The sequence below is a fragment of the Terriglobia bacterium genome (genome assembly GCA_036496425.1).
Classification (GTDB): Bacteria; Acidobacteriota; Terriglobia; order 20CM-2-55-15; family 20CM-2-55-15; genus 20CM-2-55-15.
This window is the reverse complement of the sequence record DASXLG010000249.1, coordinates 15,661-33,037: the sequence shown is the minus strand read 5'-3', so window position 1 is coordinate 33,037 and position 17,377 is coordinate 15,661. Positions and strand designations below refer to the sequence as shown.

Genomic DNA, 17,377 nt, shown 5'->3' with positions numbered 1-17,377 from the left:
CAGTATTGGCACACATTGCGGAGATTGTCGGGAGTGTCGACCTTCCCATCAATGCGGACTTTGAAGCCGGACTGGCCACCGATCCTGCCGGTGTCGCGGAGAACGTGAGGCTTTGCATTGAGACAGGAGTCTCGGGCCTTTCCATCGAGGACAGCACTGGAAATCCCGGGCAGCCCCTTTACGAGTTACCGATGGCGATGGCGCGCCTCAGGGCTGCGCGCTCGGCAATCGATGCTTCCGGTTCCGGAGTTCTGCTGGTGGGAAGAGCTGAGTGCTACCTCACAAAGCACCCCGAGCCGCTTAAGGAATCCGTTCGCCGGCTTCAGGCCTATGCAGAGGCAGGGGCGGATGTCCTTTATGCTCCGGGCGTTCATCAGCGCGACGAAATCAAAACGATCGTGAAGGAGGTGGCGCCCAAACCCGTAAACGTTCTAGTCAGCCGCGATATCGGCTTGAGCGTTGTGGATCTCGCTGAATTGGGCGTTCGCCGTATCAGTCTCGGTTCAGCTCTGGCGCGCGCTGCCTGGACGGGGTTCATGGACGCAGCGCAGGCTCTCTCCAGAGAGGGCAGTTTCAAAGGCCTTGAAGGCGTTGCGCCTTCCGCCGAAATCAACAACCTCTTCCGCTGACGATACTGACAAAGCAGAGGGTTGCAGGAGCCGAAGATGTACATACCTAAGGTATTCGAGGAAAATCGTGTGGATGTCTTAAGGGAACTGATCGCCAATCATCCCCTGGGGACGCTGGTCACTCTGAATGATTAAGGATTGCAGGCGAATCACATTCCCTTCTTGATAGAATCTGCGCCCGTGGCCGAAGCGATGCAGAGCGCGAACGGGGAAATCATTTAAGGTGGATGGACCGGCGGCGTACCGCACTCACAACGACAGCCAGAGATATCAGCGAATCAAGGCGCCCAGTCTGAAGCTTTCCGGGCGATAGACAAACCGGACCTCATGCGTGCCGGAGGGCAAAGCCACGCCTGACAAGGCAAAGTCGACGGGCTCAACGGACGCTTCTCTGCCGTCGATCGTGGCCTGCCAGCCGCTATAGTACGTCTGGCTCAAAACCAGGATGGAAGGCCCGGAACCGCGGGTCTGCAGAACCGTCTCGTGGTTGTGGGATTCGGAGAGGCGGACATCACCGCTGAAAGGTTCGTCGCCGCCGGCAGCTTCAACAGGAGACCGCGAAACGATGACCGCTTTCTGCGGATCAAAAGAAACGTCCTTCAAACGGTTAAGCTGGGCTGCCGGATCCGGGATGACTTCGACGCCTTGCTCCGGCACGACAAAAGCTCGCGGCAATACGGATTTGTTCTCGAAGACCGCGATTGCGCCTTCCTCATAAACAACGGCAAAACGATCGGACCGCCTGACGAGTCGATCGAACTCCGGACTTGGCCAGCTGGTCACAATGTATTTCAAATTCATCAGATCTAGCCGCCGATCGTTCGTCTCCACAATCTTGTCGGCCAGAAAAAACACGCCATCGTCGCGATTCTCCGTCAGCCCCTGCGTGAACAACCGGGTGCGCTCGATAGGCAGGTCATAGCCCTCAGCCATTTCGACCCCATAGAACATTCCTGAGTTCGCAGGTATCGGATAGCCGACCTTCGCGATGCGAAACTCCGCGGGATTACCCTGTCTGGCAAGAAAATCAAAGACTGGCGCCGGCGGAAAGACTTCGTTTGGTGCGGCGAACCCCAGGTAGCCATAACTGAATGTGAGTAGTTCGATTGCCGCGAGGAAGCAGATTCCACAACGGAAACGTTCTTTCGCGAGCCGCGCGCGAAGCCAGAACATGAAACGGATAGAACACCGCCGGAACATCAATAATTGAAGGGTATAAACGCAGGGCTGCGGGACGATGTCCTTCCCACGCCGCATGAGTCAGAACGAGATCGCGCGGAAACGGGATCTTACCTTCAAAGATCGGCGCATAGTTTAGCGCCACGAAAAGAGCAAAGACGGGAATGGCAATCCGCCAGAATGATCGGGATCGGTTGATGGCGACCGCCACTTTTATGCAATATCCGGGTTACCGCTTCGGCGACGCGTTCTAACGCCAGAGGAATCGCCTCCGCATCGGTGCGGACGCGCAGAATGCGTTTGGCACACCGCAAAGCCTTTTGATCGATGTAAAAAAACTTTCGGGTAATGGTGTTTCCCTGGTCACAGCTTCCTCCCGGCTAAATTTACCATCCACACAATAAAGCCATTACAGGCATACGTGTAAGTCTTTGTGCCTCAGGTCCGAGACGTTGCTGCTTTGGCTCTGGCCGGAGCGTGACCGGACAACGCCGAAGCTCCTTCGTCATAGTCGGACGCGAGCACGTATGCGCTTTCGCTGTGCTGACTCAGGTCCAAACCTAAGAGCTCGTCCTCTTCGCTGACACGCAATCCCATCAGCGCCTTGATGGCGAGCAGGATCACGGCGGTGCCTGCCGCTGCGAATATGATGGTTACTCCGACTGCAATCAATTGGGTTACAACCTGGCCGGGATTGCCGTAAATCAATCCATCGTTTCCGGCCGGGTTGATCGCTTTCGAAGCAAATACTCCAGTGAGAATCGCGCCCAGAATGCCGCCCACACCGTGTACGCCGACGACATCCAGCGCGTCGTCATATCCGAATATCGACTTCAGGAAGCAGGCGCTATAGCAGACGACACCTGCAACAAAACCAATCACCATTGCAGCCAGCGGTGTCACAAAACCGGATGCAGGGGTAATCGCAACCAATCCCGCGACGGCTCCGGATGCGGCGCCGAGCATTGTCGGCTTGCCGCTCTTGATCCATTCGGCAAGCATCCATCCCAAAGCCGCCAGCGAAGCAGCCGTGTGTGTCGCCATAAATGCGCTCGAAGCCAGACCGTTTGCACCGAGAGCCGATCCCGCGTTGAATCCAAACCAACCCACCCACAACATCGCCGCACCGATCACCGCAAACGGAAGGTTGTGTGGCGGCATCGGTACTTTGCCGTGCCCGGCACGTTTACCCAGAATCAACACAGCGACAAGCGCGGACATACCCGCGCTGATATGCACGACGGTCCCGCCCGCGAAATCGAGAGCGCCCATGTTGCGAAGGAAGCCGCCGGTGCCCCACACCCAATGCGCGAGCGGGTCATAAAGAAGCGTAGACCAGAGCAGCGAAAAGGCCAGGAAAGAAACGAACTTCATCCGCTCCGCAAACGCACCGGTCATCAAGGCGGGCGTGATGATGGCGAACATCAGTTGATAGAACATGTACGTCTGGTGCGGGATCGTTGCAGCATAATCCGCATTCGGAGCCGCGCCGACGCCGTGTAAACCCACCCATTGAAGGCCGCCGATAAAACTCGAGCCGTTGGCGAACGCCAGACTGTATCCGATAATGATCCACTGTGCGGTCACGAGCCCGACCATGATGAAGTTCTGCATCAGCACGCCGAGAACATTTTTTGAACGCACCAGGCCACCATAGAAAAGAAAGAGGCCTGGGATCGTCATGAAAAGAACCAGAGCCGAAGAAGTCAGCATCCAGGCTGTGTCTCCGGTATCCACTTTCGGTTGGGCTGCTGGAGTTTGAGCAAAGACGGGCAGAGTCGACGCGGCAAGGCAAATCAATACAAACAATAAAACGCGGACGTGGCGTTTCATTCCAATACTCCCCTTTGTCGGAACTGTGTAGTCACTCGTTACATCGGCCCGGACTACACGGTCGCTTACAGTACACGAAAATGCCTGAAAAATTTGGGAAGAGGCAGAATTATTTAAACCTGACGATGCGAACGCCAGACCAGAGCGGCGTTGATCGCATAGAGGACAGCCATGGCGGCAAGCATGTACGGCGCGTTCTGCTGGAAAACATTCGTTGGTTGTGAGGCGGCGGGCACGCCGAACGAACGCTGAATATTGGGAAAGCCGCCGAACGCGACCGTTCCGATACCGGCCAACGAGGCCAGCCATTGCAGGAGGAGGGCTGCCCATGCGCACAGCAGCAGTCCACCCCACCGCCGCCATTGCGGGGCGGTTCCGGGTAGCAGGTACTCCAGACCAAGTTGGAACCGATACGCAGGCTGAGTGACATCACGGAAGGGTAGAACTAAGAGAATAAGCAATCCGGCAGCGATCTCGGCCAATGTCAGGTAAAACGACAGTGCGAACGGGCGCGGTAACCTTAATCTGGCGCCCGCATCGAGCATGGCGTATCCGATGAACGGCCCGCGGAGGGCCTGGAGGAAGAACTGAGACGGTGAGCCCAGTCCGAGGGCCTGCATGAAGTGTTGCCGGCTCGGCGGCGCGATCATTCCACGATCCGGAACGAATTTCTGGTGCATCTCTGTCCAGAAGTCCTGTGACTTGTGTTCGAGATTCCAGTGTGCGTCCGGCATGTTCGAATCCAGACGCAGGGCCTGTTCGAACGCTTGTCTTGATTCCGCGGTCTTGCCGGCATCCTGGAGCAGAACGCCCAGATTGTTCCAGCTTTCCGGAAATTGACTCAAGCCGCGATACAGTTGTTCCGCCTTGGTGTTTTCTGCTTCGTCCTGGTACGCAATGGCGAGCAAAAGGTCCCGTTCGGGACTTGCCGCGAGCCGGTTCTCGAAATACCAGGTTGTCGCGGGCCCACCGAAATTTCCCATGCCGACGCTGAGCGGGATTCCTGCCTGGCGGACCAGTGTCTGAGTCATCGCGCCGGCTGCTCCCAGGGCGAACCAGCTCGCGATGCAGATCAGGAAAAACGCCATGCGGTCGGCCCGGCTCCAATACTCGATGTTGAAGAACGTGAAACCGCGCGCAACCCCGGTCTGCCGCGCGCGGCCCTGCAACTTGCGCTGCGGCAGATAGCGCAGGAACAATGCCAGGATAAAGAGACCCGCGGCGAGATCGACTGCTGGCACCAGCGTGAACGCGATTTCGTACCAGCGCATGAGCGTTCGGTTGAGCGGATAAAGCGAATTCTGCCGTGCTTCGCCCGCCCGCGCGCGCCATTGCGCCGCCTCTTGTGATTTGCCGCCGGAGTCGAGCACATTCGCATAAGTGTCCCAGGCATATGCCGCGTCTTCGACCCATGGTCCCAACCGATATCGGCGGTCGATGAGTTCCGGGCGGAGCGTGCGCGAGATTTTCCTCGGATTCGGATAAATCAATAGCTGGCCGAGCAGTCGCGCGTTGAAGCGGGGATCCATCCCCCGTTTCCAATACTCGGCATATCCGCGCTCGAAGGCTTCCTGTGCATCTTCCGGCCGGCCGTCATCGTCCAGGTTCGCGGAGATACGCAGCAGCTCGCTGTAATCGTTGACTTCGGTATGAATGGCTCGTTGAAAAAGTTCTGCCGCTTCAGGACGGCCAAGCGCACGGTAAATGTGCGCCAGCTGAATCTTCATCCACGGAGAGAACGGATCCCGCCGGACCGCGTTTTCGGCTTCATCCAGCCACTCCTTCGCTTGAGCGACATCATTAAATCCCGCTGCCCAGCAGCAGTATGTCTCCAGTTCCGCGGTGCTGGCGGAAAGTATCGACCCGTTCGGCCAAAACGGGAAATTCGGATGATCCGGATTGAAGTCGATGGTTCGCGGGAACATTTCGCCGCCGACCCTGAAATCCTCTACGCGTACCTGAATGTGATCGTCTTTCCAGGCAAGCGCCGTGATGCGCATTCCCGGGAAATGCCACCGCCCGGTCACAACGCCCCTGCTCACATCCACGCGCCTCAGCCAGGTTTCGTGCGTGAAATAGGCAATGTCGCCGGGGCCGGAGAGAGTGAGAGTTCCCACCCCCGGTAAGCGGCCCGGTCCGCTCCGCGCGCCGTACTGAATATGCCAGGCTTGCTTGCCGCTCCCGCCGCTGACATTAATCGAGTGGTTCGGCAGAACGGTGATTTGCACATCCGCCGCCTTTGCGTTGACTGCCAGAAAAACGGGCAGCGCCAGCCCCACGATTGTCAGAAATCCAGGCAGTCTGATTTTCATCTCCCCTCGCCCACAGCGGACCGAAGCTCTTTGGCAATTTGTTCAGCGGTGTCCGAATCGCTCGACAGAACATCGGATTGGCCAGCGCTGGACAGCCGGCTCCATATCTGGAAACCGGTTTTCGTGTCCACTAATTCGACATAGATCCGGAACTCGTTATTGACATTGGTTACCGTTCCTTGCAAAACGGCATCCACTTTGAGCTCCGCGCCGATCTTTTCCGGATCCGTCGTCTCGCCCGAGGCGGCAAGAACCCGGCTGCGGGCCGGCACCAGAAACCCTTCATGGGAGAGCGCGCCCCCTAATTCTTCAGACAGGCCCTGAGCCAGGACGCCGGCAATCGGTTCTTCGGGCGGCGTGGTGAGGTTCGCGACCGCGATTGAGCGGACCACGATCGAGTTCGCCGGTGGCCGGGAAAACGGCCGCCAGAACCAGATCAGCGCTGCTGCGAGCACAACGGCGAGCAGGATCGTTGCAGCGATGCGGCCGCTGCGGCGGGAGATCCGACGTTTAGGCCCGGGCGCGGCGCCTTCCGCAAGCCGAAGATGGGCCAGCAGATCGGACGCCGACTGGAAGCGCTGCGTCTTATCTTTTTTCAGGCAACGCTCGATGATGTTATGGATTTCCGCCGGCGCTTCCGGACATCGGCCGCGGGTGCTGACCGGCTCGGTATTGAGGATTCGATGCAGGGTGTCGATCGGAGTCTCGGCCCGGAAGGGATGCTCTCCGGTCAGCATTTCATACAGCACAATTCCAAAAGAGAAGATGTCGCTCGAAGGCTCGATCTGCCGGCCGCGCGCCTGTTCGGGCGACATGTAGCCGAATGTTCCGGTGAGCTGGCCGCTTTCGCTCGGTGCTCCGGCGGCCCCGGCCGTCACGGCGTCCTGACTCCACGGCAGCACCTTCGCGAAGCCGAAGTCGAGGAGCTTGACGAGGCCGTCGATCCGGATCATGACGTTCTCCGGCTTGATGTCGCGATGGATGATTCCGATCTCGTGCGCGGCCGCGAGGCCTTTCGCCATTTGCATTGCGATATCGAGCGCTGCCGGAAACGGCAGGCCGCGCTTCATCCGTTCACGAAGCGTTTCGCCTTCAACGAACTCCATGGCGATGTAGGTACCGCCGTCGCTTTCGCCGATCTCGAGAATCGTTACGATGTTGGGCTGGTTGAGGGCTGAAGTGGCGCGCGCTTCGCGCAGCAGATCGTTCGATGAACTGCGCGTGTCATCGAGGATGAACTTCAAAGCGACGACCCGGTTTAAACGGTGGTCCCGGGCTTTCCATACTTCGCCGATCCCACCGGCGCCAAGTCTTTCCAGAAGGATGAACGATCCGACTCGCTGCTGCGGCGCGAGTCTGCTGGCGGTTTTAGCTTCGTCGCTCAAAGTTGAATGGATCTTAACACCGGGCGGCGTCTACCGGCGCGGGGGCTGCGCAAAGATCACAAGAAACAAATTGTTTACTTCGCGAACTATCGCCAGGTGCAAGCCACGCATGTCGATCGGACCGTCATTTCCCCCCGTCGTGATGACGCGGCCGCCGGCAGTCTTCAAAGCCTTCACCGCGGCGTCCGAATCCCGAACCCGCAGTTGTAGCCGCGTCGCGCCCGAGTCCTGGATCCGCGCGTTGATGGGATGGCGTTCGATGCCTTTGAACTCGAGAAACTCCACCTGCAGCGGAGAGCCGGGAACCATGGCGGTGGTTCGCCGCATCTGAGCTCCCGCCGTGTTCATCAGATCGTTCCAGCTTTTGTTCACACTGAAGCCACCGGCCTCCGGTTTGAAGCCGAGCACATCGCGATAGACGCGCACCGTTTGATCCGTGTCTTCCACGGTCAGTGCGAAACGCGATCCGATCACATTGCTGGCGGCGGGCGCGGTTGTTTCCGGCAGGGGATCGATCTGGAGGAGCGCAATGTGGAAGCCATCGGGATCCTGGATGACCACGGCCCGAGTCTTATCCGCGACAGTGACCGGAACGCCGCCGGCCGTGACCACCGGCGCGCCTTGTTTCTTCATGTCCGCAAGTAGCGTGTCGACATCGCGAACCAGCAGGATGAGCATGACTGCCCCGGGGTCCTGCAGCCGCGGGTGGACGGCTTTCCGGTCGATGTCTTTGAAGTCGACAATTTCGACATTCATCATCGTGCCCGGAATCCGGACGGTTCCGACTCGGACCTGGGCCGTGGGTGTGCCCAGAAAATTCAGGAGAGCGGAATCGTTGCCGAAAGGCGTCGGTTCCGTCGCGGTGGCGGGAGCGCTGACGCCCAGAAGGTGCCGGTAGAAGGCGAGGGACTTATCCAGGTCTTTGACGATCGGGCTGAAACTTCCGGAACCGATCACCACGTCTCCTGCCGGAGCCGCCGCCTGCCGTGCGAAGCCAGCGGCGGCGAACGCGAAAACCATGCCCACTGCAAAGGCAATCATTGAAAATCGCATCAGTCCTCCTCTTGAACTCTCGCCTGAGTCAGGCGCGGAGTAGCTACCCTCAAACCCTACCGTAGCTGCCGCGCAATCCTCTCAAAATGACCCCGCACCGTCTCCGGTTCCTCGATAAACGTCATCACCAGGTGATCCGGCATGATGTCGTAAAAATATCCCGGATGGACCAGAATCCCATCACGTTCCAACAAATTCGCTGCCAGTTGTTCTTCATCCCGATCGACCCGAAGTGTAATGTAAAACCCACCCTGCGGCGGAACAAATGACAGCCCCTTCAAACCTTCAACCGCCGCCGTCCTGCATCTCCGGATCCAGTCGCGATACCCATCCAGGAAACCGCCCCCGCGCGCAAATATCTCCGAGCAGGCAAATTGAGCGATTTCATTGACCGGCAGAAATGTATCCGAAATCAGATCGAGCGCGGCCATCGATTTCTTCACCAATGGTTCATTCCCGCTGATTGCCATCCACCCCAGCTTGATTCCCGGCAAAGCGAACATCTTGGAAAAACCATTCAGGGTAAAGACCAGCGGCGCGTTCGTCGACGCGATCCGCGGAAACGTCTCCATCCCGAACAGAAACTCGCTGAACACTTCGTCCGAGATGATCGGCAGCGCATGCCGTGCGGCGATGTCGGCGAGGCCCTGGAGCTGCTTCTGGTCCGCGACCATGCCGGTGGGATTGTGTGGCGAAATCAGAATGATGGCCCGCGTACCTGCCGTGATCTGGCTCTCGAGATGATCCAGATCGATCGCCCAGTTTTGCGATTCGTCCAGCCGGTAGTGCGTCAGGTTGAGGCCGGCGAGCCGCGCGATGTAATCGAAGAGCGGATATGAAGGTTGAGGGCACAGGATCTCGTCGCCGTGTTCGGCAAGGAGCTTGAAGCAGTACCAGTAGGACACGCTCGTGCCCGGAGTGAGCAGGATCTGGTCGACGGAGATACCCAGATCGTCGTAGTAGCGCGCGATCGCCTCGCGCGCGGGCCGCTGGCCGAGCGAATCCGGGCGATAGACGCGAGCGCCTTCCGCTGAGATCTTCAGAATCTCATCGAGAATATCGGGCGGGTAGACGATCCCGTGTTCGTTGACATTGCCGCGGACCAGGTCCACGACTTTTGCCCCTTCCGTCTTCAGCCGGTCGTGCAAAAGATATAAGGGGTTCTTCGCGCCCCCCAGGTTTGCCGCAAAGTCTGAGAAGAACATCTCCATACCGGTGAGTCTACCAGTGCTAGAATCCACCCGTCATGTTCGAGGTGAGGCTGCAGACTTATTGGGCGGACGTGGACGCGGCAGGCATTGTGCATTTTCCGCACTTTTTCAAGTTCGCCGAACACGCCGAAGAGGAGATGTTCCGGGCGGCAGGAATGGATCTGCAGTCCGTTCTGAAATCCCATGAAATGTGGCTGCCCCGGGTCGAAGCGTTTTCGAAATTCTCGAAACCCATACCGCTTGGCGGCGCCATCAGGGTTCGGTTGAACCCGCAGCTGAAGGGAGAGAAGACCATCCGTTACAATTTTGAGATCGTCTCCGATACAACCACGGAGAAGCTCGCGGAGGGATACATCACCGTTGTCTGCGTCGACGCCTCGACCTTCAAATCGGTCCCGCTTCCGGATGCCATTCGAAGTATTATCGCCAGGAATGCATAAGCTGCTGCATAAGCTCTCCACGCCGGAAAAAATCCAGCGTTATCTCGATGACCTTCCGTACAACAAAGAGAAGTCCGGCGAGACCTGCCGGTCACCCCGCCTCGTCATCGACTTCAATACGGCACACTGTTTCGAAGGCGCCCTCTTTGCCGCTGCGGCATTGCGCGCGAACGGTCATCCGCCCTTGATCCTGGATCTCGAAGCCGTGCGCGACGACGATCATGTGATCGCTGTCTACCGGACAAATGGGCATTGGGGGGCGATCGGAAAGTCGAATTATGCCGGCCTGAGGTTTCGTTCTCCGGTTTACCGCACGTTGCGCGAGCTCGCGCTGTCTTACTTCGAGCACTACTACAACTTGAAGGGTGAGAAAACGCTGCGGGGGTATTCGCGGAGGCCGGTGAATCTGGCCCGGTTTGATTCTTTGCAGTGGATGACGACTGAAGAGCCCCTCTGGGCGATTCCGGAGTATCTCTGCGAAATCGCGCACACGCCGATCTTCCAGGCGACAGGACGCATGTACATGGATGAACGGCTGTACAAGGCAGGGTTGGTCGGCCGCGCGGAATGAATTGGGCCAAGCCCATTCCCCTCCGTTTTCAAGGAGGGGTGGCTGCGCCACTAACAAGAGATCCCCGTTCCGCAGCGGCGCAGACGGGGTGGTTGGTAAATTTCAACAAAATAGGGTGCGCTACGCGAGCATAAATAATGAGGCTTCGCGACCTTTTCCTAACCACCCCGTCCTCGCGTTCTAACGGTATGATCGCTCGGCCACCCCTCCTTGAATACGGAGGGGAATGTTGCCTGAACGACATCTGTGCTTCTTTGCCACAGACCTTCCCTACAGCTCGCTTACGCTCGGATAACCGGGCACTGATTTCGCCTTCCTCACCGCGCGAAGGATCGCCTCGGTAACCATTTCCGCCGCGAGAGCCCCGATGGCCGTAAGATTCGCGTTTGCCGCCCCCGTCCCGGTGGAAAGCGCGAAAAGCGTATCTCCGTCCGACGGCGTGTGGGTCGGGTTGATTGCGCGAGCCATGCCGTCATGAGACATTTCCGCAATCTTGGTCATCTGTGTCTTGTCAAATCGCGCATTCGTCGCAACCACACCTATGGTCGTGTTCTGCCCCGGCGGCGTGTTCTGAACCACACCGCGGCCCGAGCGGAACGTCTCCATGATATTCAGAAACGATCTCCCGTCCGCCGTGCGCGCGCCCGCGACGATCTTTCCGCTCCTGGGATCGATAACATCTCCAACGCAGTTCACCGCAACAATCGCGCCGACCACGAGGCCGTTCGGCAGCTTGATGCTCGACGTTCCAATCCCGCCCTTCATCGGTTTTCCGCCGCCGATCTTGCCGATGGTGGCCCCGGCGCCGGCACCGACGCTACCTTCTTCGACCGCTCCGGATTTGGCATTCGTGCAGGCCTTGTACCCCGAGTCCGCGTTGGGCCGGATTTTCCCATCGCCAACATTAAGGTCATAAAGGATCGCCGCCGGAACGATCGGCACTTTACCGCCGGCAGTCGGGTACCCGGCATTATGTTCTTCGAGGTATCGCATCACGCCTGTAGCGGAATCCAAACCGAACGCGCTTCCGCCGGAAAGAACAATGGCATTGACCTTGTCCACCAGGTTCGTCGGTTTGAGGAGATCCGTTTCGCGAGTCCCCGGAGCGGAGCCGCGGACATCGACGCCACCCACAGCACCGGCTTCATAAAGAATGACGGTGCAGCCCGTCGGCCTGCGTGTTTCGGTGAAGTGTCCGACCTTGATACCGTCGACGTCGGTGATGAATCCCTCGCGCGCTTGTGCGTAGGACACGGTCTGGTTCAACAGACCCGCAGCCGTGAGTGCCCCAAGGAAGGATCTGCGATTCACGGCATAATCATTACCACGAACGCGGCCAATATTCCTATTGGCGCCGACTGCGTGAATGCCGTCAGAGAAACCGAACTGACGATCGCCACGATCGCCCGCGCCGCCGTCGGTCGCCGCGCGTAGAGGCCGACGAGCAGCGGCGCCGACAGCGCCACCGCCATCAGGGTGTAAAAAATTTGAAGGGCGGAAATGATCGACGGCAGAACAATCGCAAGCACAACGCCCAAGCCGGCGCCGGCGAAAGCCGTAATGCGTCCGATACGGAGCAGTTCCCGGTCCGACGTTTTCGGTTTCAAAAACGTCTTATAAAGGTCGACGCTGAGCGAACTCGAAAGCATGAAGAGAATCGCGTCGCTCGCACTGACCTCGGCCGAAAACACGGCGGCCAGCGTGAGCAGCCCCAGCCATCCGGGCATCAGCTTTGTCATGACGAGGGGAAGCGCGAGTTCCCGATTCGCCAGTCCCGGGAATCGAGCATGCGCGACGATGCCGAGGATGGCCGGCGCAAAAGCAAAGACGATCAATCCCAGCGCGTTCCAGTTCACGCCCTGCCGGACGGCGCGCGCATCGCGCGCCCCGTAGAGTTTTTGAATCAAACCGGGCGAGATGACGAACGAGGGGACGAGAATCGCCACATAAGACAAAACGCCGGATGCGCCCAGCGGAGTCGATGTCCGGATGGCGGGTTGCAGCCCTTCCCATCCTCCGGCCGCGGCGATCGCGAAAGGGACTGCGAGCGTGAAACCCGCAAGCTTCACGGTGAGCTGAATCAGGTTGACCCAAGCCGAACTGAGAAGACCGCCGGCGGCAAAATAGGCCGTTACAACAACTCCTCCAATGAGGCAGCCTTCCCACTTTGGCAGGGCCGACACCACTGCGAGAATCTGTGAAATCGCGATCAGCTGGCCGGCAAGGATCATCAGCGTGCCCAGCCAGAGCAACACGGCAATGACGCCGCGCACCGAACGGCTGTAACGGTAGTCGAGAAAGTCGCCGACGGTTCGCCAGCCATGCTTCGCCGCGAGCGACCAGATCTTCGGTCCGACCGTATTTGCGAGAATGAAGGAACCGATACCGGCACAGCCGACCCACCACCACGCGCCAAAGCCGTAGATGTAACCCAGTCCCGTCGCGCCAACGGTCGATCCCGCGCCGATGTTGGCGGCAAGAAATGTCGCGGCAATCAGGCCGGGGCTCAGGCTTCGTCCGGCAACCAGAAAGTCGTCCGCCTTTTTCACCCGCCGGGATATGAACAGCCCCACCGTGATGAACAGCGCGGAGTAGCCAATGAGTACCCCGATCTGGAGATTCACCTGGTGAAGATGATAACGTGCTGCCAGGGCAGAAATTCAAGCGAGCGCTGGAACTTGAAACCGAGTGGTTCGAGTTCCGATCGGACGTCCTCGACGGACATTTTATGAAGCGGCTGGATCGGAACCTTTGGATCTTCTTTCCGGAACTCGACCAGAACAACGCGGCCATTAGGCTTCAGGGCCTCTTTGATATGGTTCAACATCGTCACCGGGTCGGAAAACTCGTGATAGACGTCCACCATCAGGACCAGATCCAGCGCGCCCGCCGGCAATTTCGGATCCGTCGGCGTTCCTTGAATGATCTCGACGTTGTGCAGCTTGCGGTCTTCGATGTTCTTTTTCATCATGCGGATCATCCCGTCCTGGATGTCTTCGCCGATGACCTTCCCCGCCGGCCCGACAATATCCGAGAGACGCCAGACGTGATAGCCGACGCCCGCGCCGATGTCGGCAACAACCGAGCCCTTTTTGATATCGAGCGCTATCAGCATCCGGTCCGGATCCTCTTCCTGGATGCGTTCCGGCCGGGTAAGCCAGTCGGCTCCGGCCGCCGACATGACGGGCGCAGGTTGACGTTTGGCCTGGGTCTGGGCGTTTCCCGCCAAACCGCCGAGAATAAGGACAACGAGGATGGTCCGAACGTGCCGCACGGGCCACAATGTTAGACTGAAACCGCGGTGAATGCACTCATCAAGGAGAACGTGGCGCTGGCTCCCCTGACGACGTTCCGCATCGGTGGTCCGGCGAGATATTTCATCGAAGCCGCAACCGAAGCAGCCGTTCTCGAATCAGTTCAATTCACCAACGAAAAAAAACTCCCTTTGTTTGTCCTGGGCGGAGGTTCGAACCTCCTGGTCTCCGATGCCGGATTTCCTGGACTCGTGGTGAAAATTGCAATCGAGGGAACAGCATGGGAGGCCGATCACGGCAAGGCGATCGCTCGCGCCGGCGCCGGCGAGGACTGGGACCGTTTCGTGGCGCAATGTGTGGAACGCGATCTGGCGGGCGTCGAGTGTTTAAGCGGAATTCCGGGTTCTGTCGGCGGCACGCCGGTTCAAAACGTCGGAGCGTACGGCCAGGAGGTATCGGAAGTCATCGCCGGAGTTCGAGCCTATGATCGCGAGACCGATTCGATTGTCGATCTGATCCCTGGGGCATGCCGGTTCCGCTATCGGGAGAGCCTGTTCAATACAACGGCGCGCGAGCGATATATTGTCCTTCAGGTGACATACGCGCTAACCGAGCACGGTGAACCGGCGATCCGATATCCGGATGTGCAACGGGAGTTCGAGAATTCCAAGGAGCCGGCGACGCTGGGTGGTGTTCGTGACGCGGTCCGTCGCATCCGCGCCCGCAAAGCGATGCTGCTGGTGGAAGGCGATCCGGATTGCCGCAGTGCCGGATCTTTTTTCAAGAATCCGATCCTCAGCGAATCTCAATTCGAACACCTGCGAGCCAGGGCCGGCCACACGTTGCCCCGTTATGATGCCGGGCCCGGCCGGGTAAAAACCTCCGCCGCGTGGCTGATCGAACATGCAGGTTTTTCAAGGGGCTACGCGATCGGGCCGGCGGGCATTTCCACCAAACACACGCTGGCGATCGTCAACAAAGGGAGCGCCACCGCCGCCGGCATCCTTCGCCTGGCGCGGGAAATCCATGGCCGTGTCTATGGCGAATTCGGCGTCCGGTTGGCGCCGGAGCCCGTCTTCGTCGGTTTGAGTCTGCTACAATAGCCTGTTGAGCTTCCAAGGAAAGCGGGGACAGAGGCGATGGCCTTTTGGAATAAAGAAGACAAGAATTCCGGTGTGACCGGTGTGACTGACGAGCAGATCCTGGGCGTTTTGAAGCGCGTACAGGATCCGGACCTTCATAAGGACATCGTGTCGCTCGGGTTTATCCGCAACCTGAAGGTCGAGACCGGCAACGTCGCGTTCGATCTGAATCTCACCACGCCGGCGTGTCCCGTCAAAGACCAGATGCGCGATGAAGCGATTGCGCTCGTCAAAGCGCTTCCGGGCGTTCAGAACGTGGAAGTCAAAATGACCAGCGAGGTCAAGCAGGCGCCGCAGCTCGATAAGACGGCGCTATCCGCCGTCCGTAATATCGTTGCGGTAGGCAGCGGTAAAGGCGGCGTCGGTAAATCGACGATCGCGGTGAATATCGCCGCCGCGCTGGCCTCAGCAGGGGCGCGGGTCGGGCTTCTCGATGGCGATATCTACGGACCGACGACGCCGATCATGCTGGGTCTCGAAACGCCTCCGAAGTCGGTCGGGAATCGAATGATCCCGCAGGAATCGAACGGCCTGAAATTTATCTCGATGGGCCTGCTGGTGAAATCCGACCAGCCGCTGATCTGGCGCGGTCCGATGGCGCACAAGGCGCTGCAACAGTCTCTGTTCGACGTGGACTGGGGTGAACTCGATTACCTCGTGGTGGATCTGCCGCCGGGCACCGGCGACGTTCACTTGACGCTGGCGCAGGCGGTTCCGTTGACGGGCGCAGTGATTGTTTCGACGCCGCAGGATGTCGGTCTGCGCATTTCGATGAAGACGCTCCGGATGTTCCAGCAGACCCGTGTTCCGATCCTCGGCATTGTTGAAAACATGAGTTACTACATCTGTCCGCACTGCAATTCGCAGGATCATATTTTCGGACAGGGAGGCGGCAGCCGCGCGGCGGAACAACTCGGCATTCCATTCCTCGGGGAGGTGCCGCTGGACCTCGCCATCCGGACGCAGTCCGACATCGGTCAGCCGATCGTGCTCGCTCAACCCGATGCGCCGAGCGCCCGGACGCTGCGATCCATCGCCGAGAAAGTCGCGGCTCAGGTCAGCATCCGCAATTACGAAGCTCCGGTCCTTGAGGTCGAGTGAAAGCCAGCACGCCGACGAAGATCAAGAAGGTCAGCCCGGGCGAACTGATGATCATCTGGGCAGACGGCCAGGAGAGCCATTACCTGGCGCCGATTCTTCGCGGCATGTGTCCCTGCGCTTCATGCAAGGACGAAATGACCGGTGTTCGCATCATCCTGCCGATTCATATCCCTGACGACCTGGAATTCCGGAAAATCGAGCTTGTGGGGCAGTACGCACTGCAATTCGAATGGAGCGACGGCCATCGTACCGGAATCTACAGTTTCGACTATCTTCGCGAGCTCGCTCAGCAGTAGCAGCAAGTTTTCGTTGGTTCTAAAGCAACGCCTTCGCGAGTTCCCGCCACTCCGGAAGCGGCAGGGCATGTGGATCGGCGGTGAGGACCTGAACGCAGACGTGGTCGGCGCCGGCGGCGTGGTGCTCGCGGACCCGGTGTCGGATGGCGTTGAGATCGCCCCAGGCGATGACTGCGTCGATCATCCGGTCACTGCAGTTCTGCACGTCGCTTTCGTCGAATCCAAGCCACAGGAGGTTGTTGATGTAGTTTGGCGCCTTCAAATAGAACTCGAGGAAGTCACGGCCGATCTTGCGCGCTTTTCCGGGATCCGTTTCGAGTACAACCGCCTGCTCCGGGCATAAGTATTTGTTTGCACCGAGGATCTGGCGGGCGCGCGCCGTATGCTCGGGATTCACATTATAAGGATGGGCTCCATCGGCACGCTGGGCGGCAAGCTCCAGCATCTTGGGTCTCAGCGCGGCCAGTACGCGAAGGGGCTTCGACGGAGGAGCCACGGAACGATAAGGCGCCTGATCCATACCGTCAAGATACGCGCGCATTCGCGGCACCGGTTTCTCATACTTGTGTCCACGCACTCCTTCGACCAGGTGCGCATGGCTGACGCCGAGCCCGAGGACGAAGCGGTCCGGATAAGCTTCGGCCAGCGTCTTTTGTCCGGCAGCCATGGTAACGGGATCTCGCGCGTAGATGTTCGCAATCCCGGTCGCAATAACGATTCGACGACTCGCCGCCAACAACAGACCGGCGTTCGTTAGCGCGTCGCGGCCGACCGCCTCCCCGAACCAGATCGCGCCGTAACCGAGTTCCTCCAATTCGCGGACGGTCTCCTGCACCTTCGAAGCAGGATGATCTTCAAACTGCCGCGTCCAGATTCCGACCGGGCCGAACTTGACGGAAGATTGCGCCATATTGGACATAGCGGAGCATTATATCGTGCTCGCGCGCTGTGATTACAAAGGAGCGCTTCGC

The 17,377-nt window shown here is 59.0% G+C and carries 16 protein-coding genes and 1 pseudogene; 7 read left to right on the top strand and 10 right to left on the bottom strand.

The window, feature by feature from the left end; all coding sequences use genetic code 11:
• Together VGK48_17965 and VGK48_17960 are read left to right on the top strand one after the other, a co-directional pair.
• Positions 1 to 629 (top strand): isocitrate lyase/phosphoenolpyruvate mutase family protein (locus VGK48_17965; GenBank protein ID HEY2383066.1); only part of this gene is annotated, 629 nt, incomplete at its 5' end.
• Between the two features lie 36 nt (positions 630 to 665).
• Positions 666 to 761, top strand: a pseudogene (locus tag VGK48_17960) (FMN-binding negative transcriptional regulator).
• 138 nt (positions 762 to 899) lie between these two features.
• Here VGK48_17960 and VGK48_17955 read toward each other — a convergent pair.
• The 6 genes from VGK48_17955 to VGK48_17930 all read right to left on the bottom strand — a co-directional run bounded on the left by VGK48_17955 (position 900) and on the right by VGK48_17930 (position 9,602).
• Positions 900 to 1,802, bottom strand: a complete 903-nt coding sequence (locus tag VGK48_17955) for a YfhO family protein (GenBank protein HEY2383065.1) — start codon at positions 1,800 to 1,802, stop codon at positions 900 to 902.
• A gap of 444 nt (positions 1,803 to 2,246) precedes the next feature.
• Complete coding sequence (locus tag VGK48_17950; protein HEY2383064.1) at positions 2,247 to 3,641, bottom strand: ammonium transporter; 1,395 nt, start codon at positions 3,639 to 3,641, stop codon at positions 2,247 to 2,249.
• Between the two features lie 113 nt (positions 3,642 to 3,754).
• The gene (locus VGK48_17945) at positions 3,755 to 5,953 is read right to left on the bottom strand and encodes a hypothetical protein (GenBank protein HEY2383063.1); all 2,199 of its coding nucleotides are present in this window, start codon (positions 5,951 to 5,953) and stop codon (positions 3,755 to 3,757) included.
• Positions 5,950 to 7,338, bottom strand: coding sequence for a serine/threonine-protein kinase (locus VGK48_17940; GenBank protein HEY2383062.1), 1,389 nt, complete (start codon positions 7,336 to 7,338; stop codon positions 5,950 to 5,952). Before VGK48_17940 ends, VGK48_17945 begins: the two co-directional genes overlap by 4 nt.
• A gap of 30 nt (positions 7,339 to 7,368) precedes the next feature.
• Positions 7,369 to 8,391, bottom strand: a complete 1,023-nt coding sequence (locus VGK48_17935) for a VOC family protein (GenBank protein ID HEY2383061.1) — start codon at positions 8,389 to 8,391, stop codon at positions 7,369 to 7,371.
• A 56-nt stretch (positions 8,392 to 8,447) separates the two neighbouring features.
• Positions 8,448 to 9,602, bottom strand: a complete 1,155-nt coding sequence (locus VGK48_17930) for a pyridoxal phosphate-dependent aminotransferase (GenBank protein ID HEY2383060.1) — start codon at positions 9,600 to 9,602, stop codon at positions 8,448 to 8,450.
• Between the two features lie 35 nt (positions 9,603 to 9,637).
• Here VGK48_17930 and VGK48_17925 point away from each other — a divergent pair, with 35 nt between their 5' ends.
• Both VGK48_17925 and VGK48_17920 read left to right on the top strand, forming a co-directional pair.
• Entirely contained in the window at positions 9,638 to 10,042 is a 405-nt protein-coding gene (locus VGK48_17925; protein ID HEY2383059.1) for a thioesterase family protein, read from the top strand.
• Positions 10,035 to 10,613 carry a hypothetical protein gene (locus tag VGK48_17920; protein HEY2383058.1) on the top strand — a complete coding sequence of 193 codons (579 nt, stop codon included), beginning with the start codon at positions 10,035 to 10,037 and terminating at the stop codon, positions 10,611 to 10,613. The genes VGK48_17925 and VGK48_17920 overlap by 8 nt, the downstream gene beginning before the upstream one ends.
• A 270-nt stretch (positions 10,614 to 10,883) precedes the next feature.
• On the opposite strand, the gene VGK48_17915 is transcribed toward VGK48_17920, so the two are convergent.
• The 3 genes from VGK48_17915 to VGK48_17905 are packed head-to-tail and all read right to left on the bottom strand — an operon-like array spanning position 10,884 to position 13,887.
• The gene (locus VGK48_17915) at positions 10,884 to 11,882 is read right to left on the bottom strand and encodes a P1 family peptidase (protein ID HEY2383057.1); all 999 of its coding nucleotides are present in this window, start codon (positions 11,880 to 11,882) and stop codon (positions 10,884 to 10,886) included.
• Between the two features lie 38 nt (positions 11,883 to 11,920).
• A complete protein-coding gene (locus VGK48_17910; protein HEY2383056.1) occupies positions 11,921 to 13,237 on the bottom strand; it encodes a sodium:solute symporter family protein in 1,317 nt (438 codons plus the stop codon).
• Positions 13,234 to 13,887, bottom strand: a complete 654-nt coding sequence (locus tag VGK48_17905) for a class I SAM-dependent methyltransferase (protein ID HEY2383055.1) — start codon at positions 13,885 to 13,887, stop codon at positions 13,234 to 13,236. The genes VGK48_17910 and VGK48_17905 overlap by 4 nt, the downstream gene beginning before the upstream one ends.
• Positions 13,888 to 13,914: 27 nt before the next feature.
• On the opposite strand from VGK48_17905, the gene VGK48_17900 reads away from it, so the two are divergent.
• The 3 genes from VGK48_17900 to VGK48_17890 are packed head-to-tail and all read left to right on the top strand — an operon-like array spanning position 13,915 to position 16,406.
• Positions 13,915 to 14,970, top strand: coding sequence for a UDP-N-acetylmuramate dehydrogenase (locus VGK48_17900; GenBank protein HEY2383054.1), 1,056 nt, complete (start codon positions 13,915 to 13,917; stop codon positions 14,968 to 14,970).
• 36 nt (positions 14,971 to 15,006) lie between these two features.
• On the top strand, positions 15,007 to 16,110 hold the full coding sequence (locus tag VGK48_17895) for an Mrp/NBP35 family ATP-binding protein (GenBank protein ID HEY2383053.1): 1,104 nt from the start codon (positions 15,007 to 15,009) through the stop codon (positions 16,108 to 16,110).
• The gene (locus VGK48_17890) at positions 16,107 to 16,406 is read left to right on the top strand and encodes a DUF971 domain-containing protein (protein ID HEY2383052.1); all 300 of its coding nucleotides are present in this window, start codon (positions 16,107 to 16,109) and stop codon (positions 16,404 to 16,406) included. Before VGK48_17895 ends, VGK48_17890 begins: the two co-directional genes overlap by 4 nt.
• Before the next feature lie 19 nt (positions 16,407 to 16,425).
• On the opposite strand, the gene VGK48_17885 is transcribed toward VGK48_17890, so the two are convergent.
• Positions 16,426 to 17,325: an LLM class F420-dependent oxidoreductase gene (locus tag VGK48_17885; protein HEY2383051.1), complete on the bottom strand. Its 900-nt coding sequence runs from the start codon at positions 17,323 to 17,325 to the stop codon at positions 16,426 to 16,428.
• Positions 17,326 to 17,377 lie beyond the last annotated feature (52 nt).